Here is an 18,074-nt window from a genome sequence, read left to right as displayed (position 1 = left end):
ACGCCATGCATCCCGATACTGAAGCAGCGCAAGCTGCATGCAATACGCCTTTCGATCCGCGGTCCGGCAGCCGCCTGGAGCGGTTCGTCTTCGGCCACCGCCGCTGGCTGCTGGCGCTGTGCCTGCTGTTGACGGTACTGCTGGGCTGGCAGGCGGCCACCATCGTGCCCAATGCCAGTTTCGACGGCATGCTGCCGATGAACCACCCGTACCTGCAAAATTACCAGGCCGAGCGGCAAAAACTCATGTCGCAGGCGAACAGCCTGCGCATCGTCGTCGAACACCAGGACAGCGGCGGCATCCTCGATGCGCGTTACCTGGAAATCCTGCGCCACGTGAATGACGACGTGTTCCTGCTGCCCAGCGTCGTGCGCGGCCAGCTCAAGTCGCTGTGGACGCCGTCCACGCGCTGGACGGCCGTCACGGAGCGCGGCTACGAAGGGGGCACGGTGATCCCCGACGATTACGACGGTTCGCCCGCCGCCTTGCAGCGCGTGCGCCTGAATATCGAGCGTTCCGGCGAAGTGGGGCAGCTGGTGGCGCGCGATTTCCAGTCCAGCGCGCTGATCGTGCCGCTGGCCGAGCGCGACGAGGCGGGCCATGAACTCGACTATGCGGCCCTGTCGCGGCAGCTGGAAAGCCTGCGCGCCAAGTACGCGGGCCAGCACGTGGCGCTGCACATCACGGGGTTTGCCAAGGTGGCGGGCGACCTGCTGGACGGCCTGCGCCAGGTGGCGCTGTTCTTTGGTCTGGCCGCGCTGATCGTCACGGTGGTCGTGTTCTGGTACACGCGCTGCCTGCGCAGCACCCTGCTGGTGGTGGCTTGCTCCCTGGTCGCCGTCGTCTGGCAGCTGGGCATGCTGCCGCTGCTGGGCTTTACCCTGGACCCGTACGCGGTGCTGGTGCCGTTCCTCGTGTTTGCCATCGGCATGAGCCACGGCGCGCAAAAGATGAACGGCATCATGCAGGATATCGGCCGCGGCATGCCGCGCCTGGTGGCGGCGCGCTTTACCTTCCGCCGCCTGTTCATGGCCGGCTTCACGGCCCTGGCCTGCGACGCCGTGGGCTTTGCCGTGCTGATGATGCTCGACATCGCTTCCATCCGCCGCCTGGCCATCACGGCCAGCCTGGGCGTGGCCATCCTGGTGTTCACCAACCTGATCGTGCTGCCGGTGTTGCTCAGCTATACGGGCGTCAGCCCCCGCGCCGCGCGCCGCGCCGCGCTGGCCGACAGCCAGGACGCGGGCGGGCGCACCCTGTGGACTTTCCTGTGCAAGTTTACGGGCCGGCGCTGGGCCGTCGCCACCATCGCGGCGGCGGTCTTGCTGGGCGGCTATGGCTTGCATGCCAGCCGCGCACTGCAGGTGGGCGACCTGGACGCGGGCGCGCCCGAGCTGCGGCCGCAGTCGCGCTACAACCTCGACAACGCCTACCTGACGCGCCACTACAGCACCAGCAGCGACATGCTGGTGGTGATGGTGCGCACGCCCGCGCAGGGCGCCATGCGGCACGCGGTGCTGGCGAAGGTGGACGAGCTGGAATGGCGCTTGCGCCAGGTCGAGGGCGTGGAAACGACGCAGTCGCTGGCCTCGCTGGCGCGCCAGACGGCCGTGGGCATGAACGAAGGCAATCCGCGCTGGTACGAGCTGCAGCCGAACCAGGCGGCGCTGAACACGGCCAGTTCGCGCGCGCCGCGCAGCCTCGTCGATGCGGGATTTTCCTTGTTGCAATTGCAGGTGTACCTGAGCGACCACAAGGCGGCCACCCTGCGGCGCGTCAGCGGGGAAGTGGCGGCGTTTGCCAAGGATAACGACAGCGCCGATGCGCAATTCCTGCTGGCGGCCGGCAATGCGGGCTTCGAGGCGGCGACGAATGCCGTGGTGGAAAAGGCCAACCATGAAATGCTGCTGCTCGTGTATGCGGCCGTCGTGGCACTGGCGTATTTCACCTTCCGTTCCTGGCGCGCCGTGGCCTGCGCCATCATCCCGCTGGCGCTGACCTCGGTGCTGGCCGAAGCCTTGATGGTGTGGCTGGGCATCGGCCTGAAAGTGGCCACCTTGCCCGTCACGGCGCTGGGCGTGGGCATCGGCGTCGACTACGCGCTGTATGTGCTGAGCATCATGCTGGCGCAGATGCGCCTGGGCTTGCCGCTGGCGCAGGCATATCACCGCGCGCTGCTGCTGACGGGCAAGGTCGTCATGCTGACGGGCGTGACCCTGGCGCTGGGCGTGGCCACCTGGGCCTTCTCGCCCATCAAGTTCCAGGCCGACATGGGCATCTTGCTGGCCTTCATGTTCATCGTCAACATGGTCGGCGCCCTCGTGCTGCTGCCCGCGCTGGCCTGTTTCCTGCTCAAGCCGCAGGCGGCCGTACAGGCGCGCAATGATGCGGTGCACGATGTTTATGACACAGTAAATACGTATAGTGGGGCACGAAAATAGTGCGCCAAAGCAATACCGTGAATTTAACAATGACTATAAAGGAGCACTTCATGGATCGTCGAAAAGTCTTGCGCCTGTTCGGCTCGGCCGCACTGGCCAGCCAGCTGCCGTTTGCCGCCCTGGCCAGGGCGCAGGGTATCGCCAGCGCGGCCGTAAAGAAGAAGGGCGTGATGCTGATGAACCGCATCGCCCCTTCCGTTTCGCAGCTGTTCATCGCCAGCCTCGATGGCAGCAACGAGCGCAAGCTGCTGGGTGACACTGCCTTCGAATACAACGCCAGCCTGTCGCCGAACGGCGCATGGCTGCTGTTTACCTCCGAGCGGCGCGGCGACGGCCAGTCCGACGTCTACCGCGCCTGGCCGGACGGCAGCGCCATCACGCCCGTGGTGGCCAGCGATTCCGTCGATGACGCGGCCGTGCTGTCGCCCGATGGCCGCACCCTGGCCTTCGTTTCCACGCGCAATGGCTACCGCGCGAATATCTGGCTGCAGGACATGGCGACGGGCCAGCTGCGCCAGTTGACGGGTATCGGCGCCGTGCAGGGCAAGGCCGGCAAGCCCGATTGTTATTTCCGCCCGGCATGGTCGGCGGACGGCCAATGGCTGGCCTTTTCCAGCGACCGCGACACGGAATGGACGGGCCACGACCAGGGCCACGGCTGGGAGCACACGCAGGAATTGAGCATTTATATCATCCGTCCCGACGGCAGCGGTTTCCGCCAGGTGGCCACGCGGCCCGGCTATTGCCTCGGTTCGCCGAAATGGTCGCCGGACGGCAAGCGCATCGTCTTCTATGAAATGACGGTGGAGGCGACCTGGGGCGCGCGGCGGCCGAACTACATCGGCAAGGCGTATTCGCAGATCGTGTCCGTCGATGTCGCCAGCGGCGCGCGCCAGGAGCATACGACGGGCACGGACCTGAAGCTGCAGCCGCAATACCTGGCCGATGGCGAGATCGCCTACCTGATCAAGTACGGCCCGAACGAGGGGCTGGCCTACACGTCGCAGCGCGCGCCCGTGAAGCAGGCCTTCATCCGCTCGCCGAGCTGGACGGCGGACGGCAAGTCCGTCATCTATGAAAAGGTGGCCTTCAAGCCCGTGCGCCCCTTGCTGAAACCGCTGTTCAGCTGGGACCAGGAGTGGGATTACCGCCATGTCGACGTGTATCCGCTGATGTCGCGCGATGGCTGGGTGGTGTTTACGGACAAGCAGCTGGGCAACAGTTCCATCTACGTCATGCGTCCGGACGGCAGCGAGAAGCGCAAGGTCTTCGAATCGCAGGGCAATGGCTTGAACGAGGCGAAGGTGCGCATGGGTCTGGCCGGCGCCTTCCAGCCGTGCTGGTCGCCCGATGGCGAGTGGATCGCCTTCGGCCTCGGCTACTGGTTCGCCGAGCGCAGCACCATGACGGCCGCCCTGTGGCGCGTGCGCCGCGACGGCACGGGCGCGGAACAGCTGACGGACGGCAGCCTGCACTCGGGCTTCCCCAGCTATTCGGCCGACGGCAAGGAGCTGGCCTACCGCGTCTTCAGCGCGCAGGAAAAGGGCATCCGCGTGCTGCACCTGGACACGCGCAAGTCGCGCGTGCTGACGACGGCGCTCGACAACATGCCGGGCTGGTCGCCGGACGGCCAGCGCATCGTGTTCACGCGCCGCGACGACACGGGCAACTACGATGTCTACACCATCCGCCCGGACGGCACGGGCCTGTACCGCTGCACCGACCATGAATCGAGCGATGGCCATGCCGTGTGGAGCGCCGACGGCCGCATCCTGTGGAGCGGTTCGCAGCACGGCTTCCGGGACGAGGCGGCCCTGTACGAGCAGACGTTCCAGCAGTATGGCCAGATCTATGTGATGAACGCCGATGGCTCGGATAAACGCATCGTGACGGACAGCAAGTGGGAAGATTCCATGCCGCTGTACCTGCCGCAGGGCTGAGCCGTGCCATCGGAGAAGCGGGCGGGGCTGGCGCACAGTCCATTGCGCACACGGGCGGCGGACAATCCCTGGGCCGTCCTGGCATTGCTGGCGCTGGGGCTGATGATCGCCTTCGTCGACCGCACCAGCTTGTCGTCGGCGCTGGCGGACCCCGGTTTCGTGCGCGAGTTTGGCCTGACGAACGTGGAGCGGGGCTGGCTCAGCTCGGCCTTCTTCTGGTCGTATGGCCTGGTGCAGCTGCCCATGGGCTGGATGGTCGACCGCTATGGCGTCAAGCGGCCGTACGCCATCTGCTTCGTGCTGTGGTGCCTGGCCGCCGCCGCCACGGGACTGGTGACGACCCTGTCGGCGCTGATCCTCATGCGTCTGCTGATCGGCGTGACGGAAGCGGTGGTGGTGCCCGCCACCTACCGCTACCTGGCCAACAACTTCGATGAAACGAAAAAGGGCACGGCGCTGGGCATCTTTTCCATCGGCGGCAAGATGGGCCCGGCGCTGGGCGCGCCGCTGGCGGCATGGATGATCGTCACGTATTCCTGGCAATGGATGTTCATCGTCACGGGGCTGGCCGGGCTGCTGTGGCTGGTGCCATGGCTGCGCCTGGTGCGTGACGATTTCCCCACGCCGGGTCAGCTGGCCGCGGCGGGCCGGCGCGCCGCCTGCGTGCCGCTGTCGAATCTGCTGGCCAGTCCCGTGGTCTGGGGCGGCCTGGTGAATAACTTTTGCTATGGCTACTTTACCTTTTACTGCATGAGCTGGATGCCCGCCTACCTGGTGGAGCAGCGGGGCCTGTCGCTGAAGCAGTCGGGGCTATATACCTTCTTCAGCTTTGCCGGCATCGCCATCGTGGCCGCCATCGCCGGCTGGGCGGCGGACCGCATCATCGCGCGCGGGCATGACGCCGTGCTGGTGCGCAAGTGTTTCGTTGTCGCCGGCTTCATCGGCGGCACCAGCGTGCTGCTGGGGGCGTATGCGCCCAGCCTGCCGCTGGCGCTGTTCTGGAACGTGCTGTCGCTGTCCCTGCTGGGCCTGGCCACGGCGAACAACCTGGCGCTGTGCAAGCTGACCCTGATTCCCACGCAGGCCGTGGGCCTGAATACGGGCTTGCAGCAGGTGGCGACCAGCCTGGCGGGCGGCGTCTCGGCCAGCCTGTCGGGCTGGCTGCTGCACGTGGGCGGCAGCTACGAGCTGCCCATGCTGGCCATCTTCGGCTTCCTGCTGACGGGGGCGACCAGCACCGTGGTGCTGATGCGGCGCAAATGGGCGCCCCGCGCCGACGAGCTGGCGCCGGAGGCCGCGACGCCAGCCATGCCTTTACCTGGAACCTACTAAATGACCATTCTCTCTTCGCCGGGCATCGCCCGGCGCCTGCATCTGGTGGCCGGCGCCTTGTCGCTGGCGTTCGCCGGCGTGGCCCTGTACGCCTGGCTGAACCTGAACCACGTCACGGCCGTGGCGCAGCGCACGCAAAGCGTGCGCGTGCCGCAACTGCAGCGCGTCTCGTCCACGGAGCTGGAAGTGACGCGCGTCCTGCTGCTGTTGCGTCACGCCGTGCTGGCGCGCAATGCGCCGGAGTTGCGGCGCGCGCTGGCGGGCATCGCCGAAAAGCGCGGCCAGGTCACGCAAACGATGGCCGACTACCAGCGCAATCTGTTGACGGACGCGGACCGCGCCCGCTTTGCCACGGTACCGCCCCTGCTCGATACCTTCTGGGCCGTGGCCGCGCAAGACGTGGCGCTGATCGAACAGGGGCAGGCGGCCGAGGCGTTCGCCTTCCTGGTCGACAAGACGGTGCCGGCCCGCACGCAATTGCTGGCGGCCCTGCGCGACGCCGTCAAGGCGCAGGAGGGCGCGCTGCGCGGCGAACTGGGCGAGGTGGTGGACGAGGCGCGCCGTACCCTGGTGGTGCTGCTGGCGCTGGCCGCCGGTGCCATCGCCGGGCTGGGCCTGTTGTCCTGGCACGTGGCCAGCGTGCTGGGGCGCCGCGTGGCCGTTTCGCGCGCCGTGGCCGAACGCGTGCGCGACGGCGACCTGACGGTGGCCGTGCACGACGATGCGCGCGATGAATTTTCTCCCTTGCTGGCGGCCCTGCACGACATGCAGGAAGCGCTGGCGCGCGTGGTGGGCGAGGTGCGCGGCAATTCGCAGGCCGTGGCCAGCACCAGCGCGCGCATCGCGCAGGGCAGCCTGGCCCTCAGCGAGCGCACGGAACAGCAGGCGGGCGCGCTGCAGCAGACGGCCGCCAGCATGGAACACCTGGGCGCCACCGTGCGCCACAACGCCGGCCACGCGCAGCAAGCCCGCCAGATGGCGCAGGGCGCGTCCAGCGTGGCCGAGCGCGGCGGCGCACTGGTGGAGCAAGTGGTGCAGACCATGCACGGCATCCAGGGCAGTGCCGCCAAGATCGCCGAGGCCATCGCCGTGATCGACGGCATCGCCTTCCAGACCTACATCCTGGCGCTGAATGCGGCCGTGGAAGCGGCGCGGGCGGGCGCACAGGGACGCGGCTTTGCCGTCGTGGCGGGCGAGGTGCGCAGCCTGGCGCAGCGCAGCGCGGCGGCCGCCAGCGACATCAAGACCCTGATCAGCGGCAGCGTGGCCCAGGCGGAGCGGGGCGCGGCCCTGGTGGGCGAGGCGGGCGCCACCATGCAGGAAATCGTATGGTCGATCCGCCGCGTGACCGACATCGTCGCCGAGATCAGCACGGCCAGCGCGCAGCAGGCCGGCAGCGTGGGCGACGTGGGGCAGGCGGTGGCGCAGATGGACAAGACGACGCAGCAAAACGCCCTGCTGGTGGAAGAAAGCACGGCCGCCGCCGCCGGCCTGCAACGCCAGGCCGCGCAGCTGGTGCAAGCCGTCGCCGTCTTCCGCCAGGCGCCGGCCAGGCATCTGCCCGATCATCGCTGGTTGACACTGGAGCTGCCATGAACATGTCTTATTGTCAGAAAATGCTGGCCCGCTGCGTCTGCCTGCTGGCCTTGGCCCTGCCGCTGATGCCGGCCGCGCAGGCCGAACTCGTGTATGTCGGCTCGCAGGGCCGGCAGATCCAGGCGCTGCGCTTCGACCCCGCCAGCGGCAAGCTGGAACTGATCGGCCCCGTGGCCGAGGGCTTGCGCCCCACCTGGACCCTGGCGCACCCGCGCCTGCCCATCCTGTACGCCGTCGATGACGACAGCGGCAAGGAAGGCACGGTCAGCGCCTTTGCCGTGCAGCGCGCCAGCGGCGCCTTGCGCAAGCTGAATCAGGCGCCCACGGGCGGCAACGGCGCCACGCACCTGTCGCTGGACCTGACGTCGCACACGCTGTTCGCCGCCAATTTCGCCGGCGGCTCCAGCGCCAGCATCGCCGTGCGGCCCGATGGCAGCCTGGGGCCGCTGGTCTCCGTGCTGAAGGCGCAGGGCGCCGGCCCGCACCGGCGCCAGGCCAGCGCGCATGCGCACGCCAGCGCCATCGACCCTTCGGGCAACTACCTGCTGGTGCCGGACCTGGGCGCCGACCGTGTCTTCGTGTATGGCTACGACGCCGCCACGCGGGTACTGTCGCCCGGGCAGGCCTTCAGCGCGCCGCCCGGCAGCGGCCCGCGCCATCTGGTGTTTGGCGCGGACGGGCGCTTCGTCTACCTGCTCAATGAACTGAGCGCCGACGTCATGGCGCTGGGCTGGGAGGCGGACGCGGGCCGCCTGTCGCTGCTGCAGACCGTGGCGACCAGCAGCGACGGCTTCGCCGGCGCGAAGAGCGGTGCGGAGCTCGCCCGCTCGGCCGATGGCCGCTTCCTGTATGTCGCCAACCGGGGCGAGCACGCGCTGCTCGTGTATGGCGTCGATGCGACCTCGGGCCAGCTGGCCCTGCTGCAGCGCATCGGCTCGGGCGGCGAGACGCCGTGGAGCTTCGCCCTGCATGCATCGGGAAAATGGCTGCTGGTGGCCAACCAGCGCAGCGGCGGCGTGCACGTCTTCGGCGTCGACGCGGCCAGCGGCCTGCTGTCGGACGCCGGCATGTCGGTGGCCGTGGCCACGCCCGTCAACCTCAGTTTCATGCCCTGAGTGGCGCACGATTTGGCGCACGATTTTATTTCACTGAAAGAAAATATGTCTGTTTCGACTGATTTACTCATCGGCGCCCGCCGTGTTGCGGGAAGCAACGGCGTCATCCACGCCACCGATCCCGCCACGGGCGCCATCCTGGAGCCCGCTTTTGGCGGCGCCACCCTGGATGACCTGGAACAGGCGTGCGCCTTGGCGTGGCAAGGCTTCGACGCCTACCGCGAGACCACGCTGGAAGAGCGGGCCGTCTTTCTGGAGCAGATCGCCGCCAATATCCTGGCCATCGGCGATGTACTGATCGAGCGCTGCATGGCCGAAAGCGGCCTGCCGCGCGCCCGCCTGGAAGGCGAGCGCGGCCGCACGGTGGGCCAGTTGCGCCTGTTCGCCGCCGTCGTGCGCGCGGGCGATTTCCTCGACCTGCGGGTGGACCCGGCCCAGCCCGCGCGCCAGCCGCTGCCGCGCGTGGACTTGCGCATGCGCCAGATCGCGCTCGGTCCCGTGGCCGTGTTTGGCGCCAGCAATTTCCCGCTGGCGTTTTCCGTCGCCGGCGGCGATACGGCCTCGGCGCTGGCGGCCGGCTGTCCCGTTATCGTCAAGGCCCATTCCGCGCATCCGGGCACGTCGGCGCTGGTGGGCAGGGCGATCCAGCAAGCCGTGTTCGACTGCGGCTTGCCGGAAGGCACGTTTTCGCTGCTGTTCGACAGCGGCCGCCAGGTGGGCCAAGGTCTCGTCAGCGACCATCGCATCAAGGCCGTGGGTTTTACCGGCTCGCGCAGCGGCGGCACGGCCCTGATGCGGCTGGCGGCGGCGCGGCATGAGCCGATCCCCGTGTATGCGGAAATGAGCAGCATCAACCCGGTGCTGCTGTTCCCGCACGCGCTGGCGGCCCGTGCCGAAGCCATCGGCACGGCGTTCGCCACGGCGCTGACCATGGGCGCCGGCCAGTTCTGCACCAATCCCGGCCTCATCCTGGCCGTCGACGGGCCGGACCTGGAGCGCTTCCTCGGTGCCGCCGTGGCCGCCTTGTCCGATATGCCGGCCGCCACCATGCTCACGCCCGCCATCCACGGCAGCTATGCGGCGTCCGTGGCGGCCCTGGCGAGTCATGCGGACGTGCGCGTCGAGGCGCGCGGCAAGGACGGCAGCGGCTGCCAATGCCAATCGGCCCTGTTTTCCACCACGGCCCAGGCATTTCGCCGCGACCCCGCCCTGCAGGAAGAAGTCTTTGGCGCGGCGTCGCTGCTCGTGCGCTGCCCCGACTTTGCCAGCATGCACGCCATCGTCGAGGCGCTGGAAGGCCAATTGACGGCGGCCCTGCACATCGATGCGGACGACCATGCGGCTGCGGCGGCGCTGCTGCCCGCGCTGGAACGACGCGTGGGCCGCATCCTCGTCAACGGCTTCGGCACGGGCGTGGAAGTGGGGCATGCCATGGTGCATGGCGGGCCGTTCCCGTCGACCTCGGACAGCCGCACTACCTCGGTGGGCAGCCATGCCATCGCGCGCTTTCTGCGCCCTGTCAGCTACCAGGACATGCCGGACGCGCTGCTGCCGGCCGCCTTGCAGGAGGACAATCCGCTGGGCTTGAACCGCCGCGTGGACGGGGTGCTGCGGCTGGCCGGCGGCCCGTGGCGCTGACGGACGCGTGGGGCGGCGCCTGCCGGTAGCGCCCCGGCCATTGCGCCGGCGAACGACAGGGTGTATGGTCTGCCCGCCTGCGGGCATTTGATTGCATCACCTGCGTAATAGATTAACGATGAAAAACACCAACAAGGCCACCCTGACCGGGCTGGTTGCCATCCTGCTGTGGAGTTCCATTGTCGGCCTGATCCGCAGCGTCAGCGAGCTGCTGGGACCTACGGGCGGGGCGGCGATGCTGTACAGCGTGGCCTCGGTGTTCCTGCTGCTGTCCGTGGGCTACACCCGGCCGAGCGAATTTCCGCGTCGCTACCTGCTCTGGGGCAGCGTGCTGTTCGTCACCTATGAGCTGTGCCTGGCCCTGTCGATCGGCCATGCCAGCACGGCGCGCCAGGCCATCGAGGTGGGCATGGTGAACTATCTGTGGCCCACATTTACCATCGTCGCGGCCATCGTGTTCAATGGGCAGAAAAGCAATTTCCTCATCGTGCCGGGTTTCCTGCTGTCCGTCGCCGGCATCTGCTGGGTGCTGGGCGGCGAACAGGGCTTCGACCTGGCCGGTACCGTGGCCAACGTGCGGGGCAACCCGCTCAGCTATGGCCTGGCCTTTGCCGGCGCGCTGATCTGGGCCGCGTATTGCACCGTGACGGCGCGCAGCGCGCAGGGCAAGAATGGCGTGACCCTGTTCTTCCTGCTCGTTTCGGCCAGCTTGTGGATCAAATACCTGCTGCAGGGCGGCGGCCCCATGGCGTTCAGTGCCGAGGCCGTCATGTATCTGCTGCTGGCCGCCGGCGCCATGGGCTTGGGCTACGGCGCCTGGAACGTGGGCATTTTGCACGGCAATGTCACGCTCCTGGCCGGCGCCTCGTACTTTATTCCCGTGCTGTCGGCCGCGCTCTCGTCGCTGCTGCTGCGCACGCCGTTGTCCTGGGCCTTCTGGCAAGGCGCGGCGATGGTGTGCGGCGGCGCCGTGCTGTGCTGGCTGGCGACGCGCACGAGGCGTGCCCGCCCGGTCATCGGCTGACGCCGCCCCGGGTGGGCAGGATCAAGCTAGCATCATCAGACAGTGTGGCAATGGGGGCCAGGCGCCGGTCTTGTTCACGCACCAGTGCTTGCTTCTGTCCGGCTCGCTGGCGTTAAAGCCGATGCCGCGCGCGTAATCGCCAACAGCCAATCGCCAATCGCCGTCCGGCGCAATGGGCTGCCAGCAGCACATGTCCCTGGGGTTTTTGGCGCCCCTGTCATGGATGGGAAAACTGACGCCCTGCGGATGACCCAGGGCGGACCTTGTGACTAGCTGTGCCCGCCAGCCTGGCCGGTGGTCCGCTGCCGGATCCAGCGCGCAATGTCCGCCACCACCTGTTCATCGCCGTAGATCTGCGAGTGACCCATGAGCAGCGCGGATGCCCCGACCGATTGCAGGCTTTGCGCGTGTTCCCACCGGCCTGGCGGCGTCTCGCTTGAACTGATCGCCACCGTGGCCGCCGCCAGTGCCGTGCTGGTGCCGACGACACGATGCAGCACCGTCATGCACGCCGCGCCCGCCAGCAGCTTGAGGAGATACTCGCACTGGGTGAGCGTGCCGACCTTGAAGTTCATGGGGTCAAACCGCGCCAGGCGCATCTGCTGGCTGATCCAGCCACTGATCAGCGCTGCAACCTTGATCGCGCCATCCGCTTCGTCGCCGGCCCGCGTGCAGATCAGGGTGCGGGAAGCCAGCGGCATGATCTTCCCGGGATCGGGCGTGGCCCGCAAGACGCGTTCCCGGTCGGTGTCAATGGCATCCCAGTCCCTGGCAAAAATATACAGTATCAGTATGAACATGATAAAGCCCGCCGCCAGCGATGCCAGGCCGAATGGCGCCATGCCGTACAGCGGTGCGATGAGTGCGAGCAGCAGCCAGCCGGCCAGGAACGAGACGATGACGCAGCAGCATCCCACGACGGAGATCAGGCGTTCCGCATCGGGACGGGGCTGGGCAAACAGGAATGGCGTTGCCATCGTGACAATATGCAGATTCTTGTGCCGGGTGAACGATTCCGCCGCCTTCAGGGCGATGTTGCCGCCGTGGCTGTGCGCCAGCAGGATCACGGGCCGCTCGGGACTGGACGTCAGCACGGTGTCGAGCGCCGCGTGCAGCAGGGCGACGGCCTGGTTGCGGTCCGTGACCCGGTTGCCGCCCGTCCAGGACAGGCAATGCCAGGCCAGCGTGCGTCCCTTGTTTTCAATGCCCGCCCTGATTTTCTTCGACAAGGCTGACGTCGTCTTCGTCCACTGCGCGCCTTGTGCGAACGTGCCGTGGATGGCGATCACGGTAATATCCGCAGTGGACTGGTCGAGGGGCAGCCCGTCCTCGCTGTGCACGCCCAGGCGCTGCTGTTCCCTGTTGCGCAAGAACAGCGTTTTCAGGCGGGTGTAGCAGCCGAGTCCGGCTGCCAGCAGGGCAGCGACGATCAGGAAGGCCGATATCAGCAGGTTCAGCAGGATCAGTCCGAGAATTTTGGGAATTTGCATACAGGGCGTGGCGAAGGAGTCAGGGGAAATCCAGGTCTGCATGCCGCTTGCGCATTGTTTAAAAGCGGCAACGTTGCAGAAAAGCACAAGTTTAAAGGAAATTGCGCGCCAGAATTGACCGGCTTGACGAATTTTCAATTTCCCGCACTGCCGGCATAAGGTCGCTGGCAAGATCGCCACCCGCGACAACAGGAGGAAACATGTCCGACCTCATCGCATTATTGCAATGGCCAGCCATGGCCGCCTCGCTGCTGGCGGCCTGGCTGGTGGGATCGCGCACGGCCGCGCGGCGCTTTGCGGGCTTCTGGGTTTTCTTGTTCAGCAACGTGCTATGGGTCTGCTGGGGCTGGCAAGACGAGGCCTGGGCGCTGATCGTCCTGAACGCCTGCCTGGCGCTGACGAATGTGCGCGGCATCGTCAAGAACGAGCGCTCGTGATACGGTTTGCGTGAATTTATTTTCAATAAAGCATTGGTTTCCAATGTCTCGCACATGCCGTGGCGGGCCGCTTGCACCTATTTCCCGGCGGAAAACCGTCACTGGGGCCTGTTAGCCCGGCATATTTGCTGTCTTATATAAGATTCCTCGCCATCGGATACACAAACAGCGGCAGGACAGTCTAAAATACGTGGTGGGCAAGCACGGCGTCACCGCCGGCACACTAGCCGTCCAAAGCAAGGCTAACCGTCCTGTGTTTGGAATGAAGAAAGTTAACCACCAGGCATCACCGCATACAAGGGAATGAACATGGCAACACAAAAATCCAAAATCATCTACACGCTGACTGACGAGGCGCCGCTGCTCGCGACGTATTCCCTGCTGCCAATTATCAAAAAATTCACCGCGCCGGCCGGCGTGGACGTCGTTTCCAGCGATATTTCGGTGGCGGCGCGTGTACTGGCTGAGTTCCCGGAATTCCTGACGGACGCGCAAAAAGTCCCGAACACCCTGGCTGAACTGGGCAAACTGACCCAGCTGCCGGACACCAACATCATCAAGCTGCCCAACATCAGCGCCTCGCAAGGCCAGCTGATCGCCTGCGTGCGCGAACTGCAAAGCCGTGGCTACAAGCTGCCGGATTACCCGGAAGACGCGAAAACGGACGAAGAAAAAGCCTTGAAAGCGCGCTACGGCAAGTGCATCGGCAGCTCCGTCAACCCGGTTCTGCGTGAAGGCAACTCCGACCGCCGCGCACCGAAGGCCGTCAAGGAATACGCGCGCAAGCACCCGCATTCGATGGGCGAGTGGAGCCAGGCGTCGCAGACCCACGTCTCGCACATGCACCATGGCGACTTCTACCACGGCGAAAAATCGCTGACCCTGGAAAAAGCGCGCGACGTCAAGATGGAACTGGTCACGGCCTCGGGCAAGACCATCGTGCTGAAACCGAAGGTCTCCCTGCAAGCGGGCGAGATCATCGACAGCATGTTCATGAGCAAGAAAGCGCTGCTGGAGTTCTACGAGAAGGAAATCGACGACGCCTTCAAGACGGGCGTGATGTTCTCGCTGCACGTCAAGGCGACCATGATGAAAGTGTCGCACCCGATCGTCTTCGGCCACTGCGTGCGCATTTTCTACAAGGACGCGTTCGCCAAGCACGCCGAACTGTTCGACAAGCTGGGCGTGAATGTCAACAATGGCATGAGCAACCTGTACGACAAGATCGAAACGTTGCCGGCGTCGCAAAAGGATGAAATCCTCAAGGATCTGCACGCCTGCCACGCCAACCGTCCGGAACTGGCCATGGTCGATTCGGCCAAGGGCATCACCAACTTCCACTCGCCGAACGACATCATCGTCGACGCGTCGATGCCTGCCATGATCCGTATCGGCGGCAAGATGTGGGGCGCCGATGGCCGTCCGAAGGACGTCAAGGCCGTGATGCCGGAATCGACGTTCGCGCGCATCTACCAGGAAATGATCGGCTTCTGCAAATGGCATGGCAACTTCGATCCGAAGACCATGGGCACCGTGCCGAACGTGGGCCTGATGGCGCAGCAGGCGGAAGAATACGGTTCGCACGACAAGACCTTTGAAGTGCCGGAAGGCGGCATCGCCAACATCACCGACCTGGAAACGGGCGAAGTGCTGCTGACGCAAACGGTGGAAGAGGGCGACATCTGGCGCATGTGCCAGGTCAAGGACGCGCCGATCCGCGACTGGGTCAAGCTGGCCGTCACGCGCGCGCGCAACTCGGGCATGCCAGCCGTGTTCTGGCTGGACAGCTATCGTCCGCACGAGAACGAAGTCATCAAGAAGGTACAGGTTTACCTGAAGGATCACGACACCAGCGGCCTGGACATCCAGATCATGTCGCAGACGCGCGCCATGCGCTACACGCTGGAACGCGCCTTCCGCGGCCTGGACACCATCTCCGTGACGGGCAACATCCTGCGCGACTACCTGACCGACCTGTTCCCGATCCTGGAACTGGGCACCTCCGCCAAGATGCTGTCGATCGTGCCGTTGATGGCCGGTGGCGGCATGTACGAAACGGGCGCCGGCGGTTCGGCACCGAAGCACGTCAAGCAGCTGGTGGAAGAGAACCACCTGCGCTGGGATTCGCTGGGCGAGTTCCTGGCGCTGGCCGTGTCGCTGGAAGACATGGGCATCAAGACGGGCAATGCGAAGGCCAAGATCCTGGCGAAAACCCTGGACGAAGCCACCGGCAAACTGTTGGACAACAACAAGTCGCCATCGCCACGCACCGGCGAGCTGGACAATCGCGGCAGCCATTTCTACCTGGCCATGTACTGGGCGCAAGCCCTGGCGGCGCAGAAGGATGACGCGGAACTGGCGGCCCACTTCGCGCCAGTGGCCAAGGCCCTGGCCGACAACGAAGAAAAGATCGTTGCCGAACTGAAGGCCGTGCAAGGCAAGGAAACGGATATCGGCGGCTACTACCTGCCCGATCCGGCGAAGACGGAAGCCGTCATGCGTCCGAGCGCCAGCCTGAACGCCGTGCTCGACACCATCTGATGTAATCTTGATCGGCAGTAAGTTCTTTACTGCTGCTGGATTAAAAAACGCCGCCGGAAGCGATTCCGGCGGCGTTTTTCATTTCCACGGCTTATTTATGGGTAGTGCTTGTAGACCGTGGTGCTGCCATTGTTTTTCACCAGCAGCACGTCGTAGGCGTCCTTGTGCGGGCCTTCCATGCCGGGCGAGCCCATGGGCATGGCGGGCACGGCCAGGCCTTTCGCCTTGGGCTTGTCGCGCAGCAGCTGCTTGATGTCGCTGGCGGGCACGTGGCCTTCGATGGCGTAGCCGTTGACGATGCCCGTGTGGCAGGAGCCGAGCGCGTCCGGAATGCCGGCCAGCTTGCGGTATTGCGCGGGCATCTCCACGTTTTTCGCGCGCACCGTGAAGCCGTTCGCTTCCAGGTGCCGTATCCATGCGGAGCAGCAGCCGCACGAGGCGCTTTTGAAGACTTCGATGACGGGCGTGGCCGCCATGGCGAGTACGGGCAAGCCCAGCATGCCGGCGAAGGCGGCGCGCAGTAACAACTGTTTGATCATGTTTTTACCTGCTCAAGTAAGAGAAAAGTGCAGTCGATGCAAGGGAACAAAGCGTGCCACGAGGCACGCTGGTGGCAGCCATCGCCGCGCGCGGCGTGCGCGCTGCGCTGGCGCAGGTCTCAGGCGCGCAGGCGCCGGGGAGGGCGGCGCAAGCCGTCGGGGATGATTCCGGTATGCAGGGGCATGGCGGCGATGCTGACGCGTTCCGCGCCGCGCAGGATGGGCAGCGCGCCAGGCATGGGCGGCGCCATGAAGGCGCCCATGCACAGGGCGGAGCAGGCGCTGCAGGCGGTATGCTGGTTTTGCCCGTCACTGTCGCCGGCGCGCTTTGCGGCCTCATCTGTCGAGGCCGGCATGACGGCATGGCGGTGGCACGGGGCCATCGGCATGGCCGCGACGGCCTGGGCCGGGGCGGATGCGCAAGGCAGGCCGAGGCCGGCAGTGGCCGCGTGCAGCGGGACCGCCGTGATCAGGAGCAGGATCAACCATGTTTTGAAGAGTCTGAGCATCGGCGCGCAGTATACCATGGGCGGCGGTGCGGTTTTCCTGCCGCCCGCGTACGTGTCAGCCGGCCGTGCGCGAGGACTTGGCGTCGTACATGGCGCGGTCGGCGTGGCGCAGCAGTTGCTGCATGGTTTCGCCATGCTCGGGATAGTGGGCGACGCCGACACTGACGGCGACGGGCAATTGCCGCCCATCGCCGAGGTGGACGGGCGCCGCCAGCGCCAGGTGGATCTTCCGCTCGATGCAGGCGACGTCGCTGTCGAGCGTGTGATGCTCGACAAGGATGACGAATTCGTCCCCGCCAAGGCGGGCCAGGGTGTCGCTTTCTCGCAAGCAATCCTTGATCTTGCCCGCCACCGCTTGCAGCAGCAAATCGCCGCAGGCATGGCCATGCTGGTCGTTGACGAGCTTGAAGTTGTCCAGATCGAGAAACAACAGCGACAAGCGGCCTTGCTGGCGCAGCGCGCGCGCGAACGCCGTCTGCAGGCGGTCGTGGAACAGGCGGCGGTTCGGCAGCCGGGTCAGTTCATCATGCATGGCCATGAAGTGCATCTGCTGCTGCAACTGCTGGCGTTCGATGGCGGTAGCCAGTTGCTTGGCGATGAACTGCAGCAAGTCCTGGTCTTGCGCCGTGCAGGCGGCGCCGTCCTGCGTGCATTGCAAGGCCAGCGCGCCGATGCAGCCGTGCGAGGCCTGCAGCGGTACGCCAAGGCAGCTGGGCGCCCGGGGGCCTGCTGCGGCCTGCAACGCCGCTGGCAGGTGCGCCATCCGTTCCGCGGGCAAGTGCAGTGGATTGCCGCTATGCAGGACTTCATCGCACAGCAAGCTGGCCAGTGGCGTGGGCGGCGGCGCCACGCCGGCATCGGCGCGGCTGGACAGCCTGACGGGGCGGCCGTGTTCATCCTGCAAAACAAGGGTCAGTGTGCCCACGGGCAAATGTTCGCCGATGATCTGCTGTATGGCGTGGAGCAAGTCGGGCAGCGCTTGCGCGGCATGTACCGCCTCCGAAATGGCATACAGCGCAGCCTGTTTTGCCTGCGCCTGCTTGAGCGCGCTGACATCGCGCGCCACGGCGACGCGCAGCTGGTCGGCGGCGGACCAGCGGGCCGACCACATGATATGCACGAGCCGGCCATCCTTGCGCAGGTAGCGGTTTTCAAAGTGCGTCTGCGCGTGGCCATCCATGATGGCCCGGGCGGCCGCCAGGGTGCGCGCGCGGTCGGCGGGGGCGACCAGATCGATCATTGGCAGGCCCACCATTTCCTGCTGCGTGTAGCCAAAGATGCGTTCGCAGGCGGCGCTGACGAACACGAAGCGGCCGTCCACGTCGACCATGCACACGGCGTCGAGCAACAAGTCGGTAAAGCTGGCCAGCGGCGCGCGCAGAATCTTGTGTTCCATAGACTTTCATTTTGAGACATTCCCAGCCGTGGCGCAACTTGTTCGGGGCCGCCGCGTCCGCCAGCATGAAAATGTT

13 protein-coding genes are annotated in these 18,074 nt (G+C 66.1%); 9 read left to right on the top strand and 4 right to left on the bottom strand.

Annotated elements, in window-relative coordinates; translation table 11 throughout:
• Positions 1–5: 5 nt before the first annotated feature.
• From BM193_RS12110 to yddG, 7 genes are all read left to right on the top strand, one after another.
• Positions 6–2,441: an efflux RND transporter permease subunit gene (locus tag BM193_RS12110; protein WP_092797959.1), complete on the top strand. Its 2,436-nt coding sequence runs from the start codon at positions 6–8 to the stop codon at positions 2,439–2,441.
• A gap of 50 nt (positions 2,442–2,491) precedes the next feature.
• Positions 2,492–4,381, top strand: coding sequence for a PD40 domain-containing protein (locus tag BM193_RS12105; protein ID WP_092797958.1), 1,890 nt, complete (start codon positions 2,492–2,494; stop codon positions 4,379–4,381).
• A gap of 27 nt (positions 4,382–4,408) precedes the next feature.
• Positions 4,409–5,713 (top strand): MFS transporter, encoded by a 1,305-nt coding sequence (locus tag BM193_RS12100; protein WP_368087086.1) that lies wholly within the window; start codon positions 4,409–4,411, stop codon positions 5,711–5,713.
• Positions 5,714–7,309, top strand: a complete 1,596-nt coding sequence (locus BM193_RS12095) for a methyl-accepting chemotaxis protein (protein WP_092797957.1) — start codon at positions 5,714–5,716, stop codon at positions 7,307–7,309.
• Complete coding sequence (locus tag BM193_RS12090; RefSeq protein ID WP_254786086.1) at positions 7,306–8,424, top strand: lactonase family protein; 1,119 nt, start codon at positions 7,306–7,308, stop codon at positions 8,422–8,424. Before BM193_RS12095 ends, BM193_RS12090 begins: the two co-directional genes overlap by 4 nt.
• A gap of 45 nt (positions 8,425–8,469) precedes the next feature.
• Positions 8,470–10,062: an aldehyde dehydrogenase (NADP(+)) gene (locus BM193_RS12085; protein ID WP_092798081.1), complete on the top strand. Its 1,593-nt coding sequence runs from the start codon at positions 8,470–8,472 to the stop codon at positions 10,060–10,062.
• Between the two features lie 118 nt (positions 10,063–10,180).
• Complete coding sequence (yddG, locus tag BM193_RS12080; RefSeq protein WP_092797955.1) at positions 10,181–11,086, top strand: aromatic amino acid DMT transporter YddG; 906 nt, start codon at positions 10,181–10,183, stop codon at positions 11,084–11,086.
• 269 nt (positions 11,087–11,355) lie between these two features.
• Here yddG and BM193_RS12075 read toward each other — a convergent pair whose 3' ends face one another.
• A complete protein-coding gene (locus tag BM193_RS12075; RefSeq protein WP_139176126.1) occupies positions 11,356–12,714 on the bottom strand; it encodes an esterase/lipase family protein in 1,359 nt (452 codons plus the stop codon).
• Between the two features lie 62 nt (positions 12,715–12,776).
• Here BM193_RS12075 and BM193_RS12070 point away from each other — a divergent pair, with 62 nt between their 5' ends.
• Positions 12,777–13,013, top strand: a complete 237-nt coding sequence (locus tag BM193_RS12070) for a hypothetical protein (RefSeq protein WP_092797953.1) — start codon at positions 12,777–12,779, stop codon at positions 13,011–13,013.
• A gap of 309 nt (positions 13,014–13,322) precedes the next feature.
• The gene (locus BM193_RS12065) at positions 13,323–15,554 is read left to right on the top strand and encodes an NADP-dependent isocitrate dehydrogenase (protein WP_092798080.1); all 2,232 of its coding nucleotides are present in this window, start codon (positions 13,323–13,325) and stop codon (positions 15,552–15,554) included.
• A 95-nt stretch (positions 15,555–15,649) separates the two neighbouring features.
• Here BM193_RS12065 and BM193_RS12060 read toward each other — a convergent pair whose 3' ends face one another.
• From BM193_RS12060 to BM193_RS12050, 3 genes are all read right to left on the bottom strand, one after another.
• Positions 15,650–16,093 carry a DUF411 domain-containing protein gene (locus BM193_RS12060; RefSeq protein ID WP_092797952.1) on the bottom strand — a complete coding sequence of 148 codons (444 nt, stop codon included), beginning with the start codon at positions 16,091–16,093 and terminating at the stop codon, positions 15,650–15,652.
• Positions 16,094–16,212: 119 nt separating this feature from the next.
• On the bottom strand, positions 16,213–16,602 hold the full coding sequence (locus tag BM193_RS12055) for a hypothetical protein (protein ID WP_092832335.1): 390 nt from the start codon (positions 16,600–16,602) through the stop codon (positions 16,213–16,215).
• 55 nt (positions 16,603–16,657) lie between these two features.
• Positions 16,658–17,998, bottom strand: a complete 1,341-nt coding sequence (locus BM193_RS12050; RefSeq protein ID WP_092797950.1) for a sensor domain-containing protein — start codon at positions 17,996–17,998, stop codon at positions 16,658–16,660.
• Positions 17,999–18,074 lie beyond the last annotated feature (76 nt).

This window comes from Janthinobacterium sp. 344 (assembly GCF_900112025.1).
GTDB lineage: Bacteria > Pseudomonadota > Gammaproteobacteria > Burkholderiales > Burkholderiaceae_D > Janthinobacterium.
Note: the sequence above shows the minus strand (reverse complement) of the source record. Positions and strands in the feature narration are given on the sequence as shown.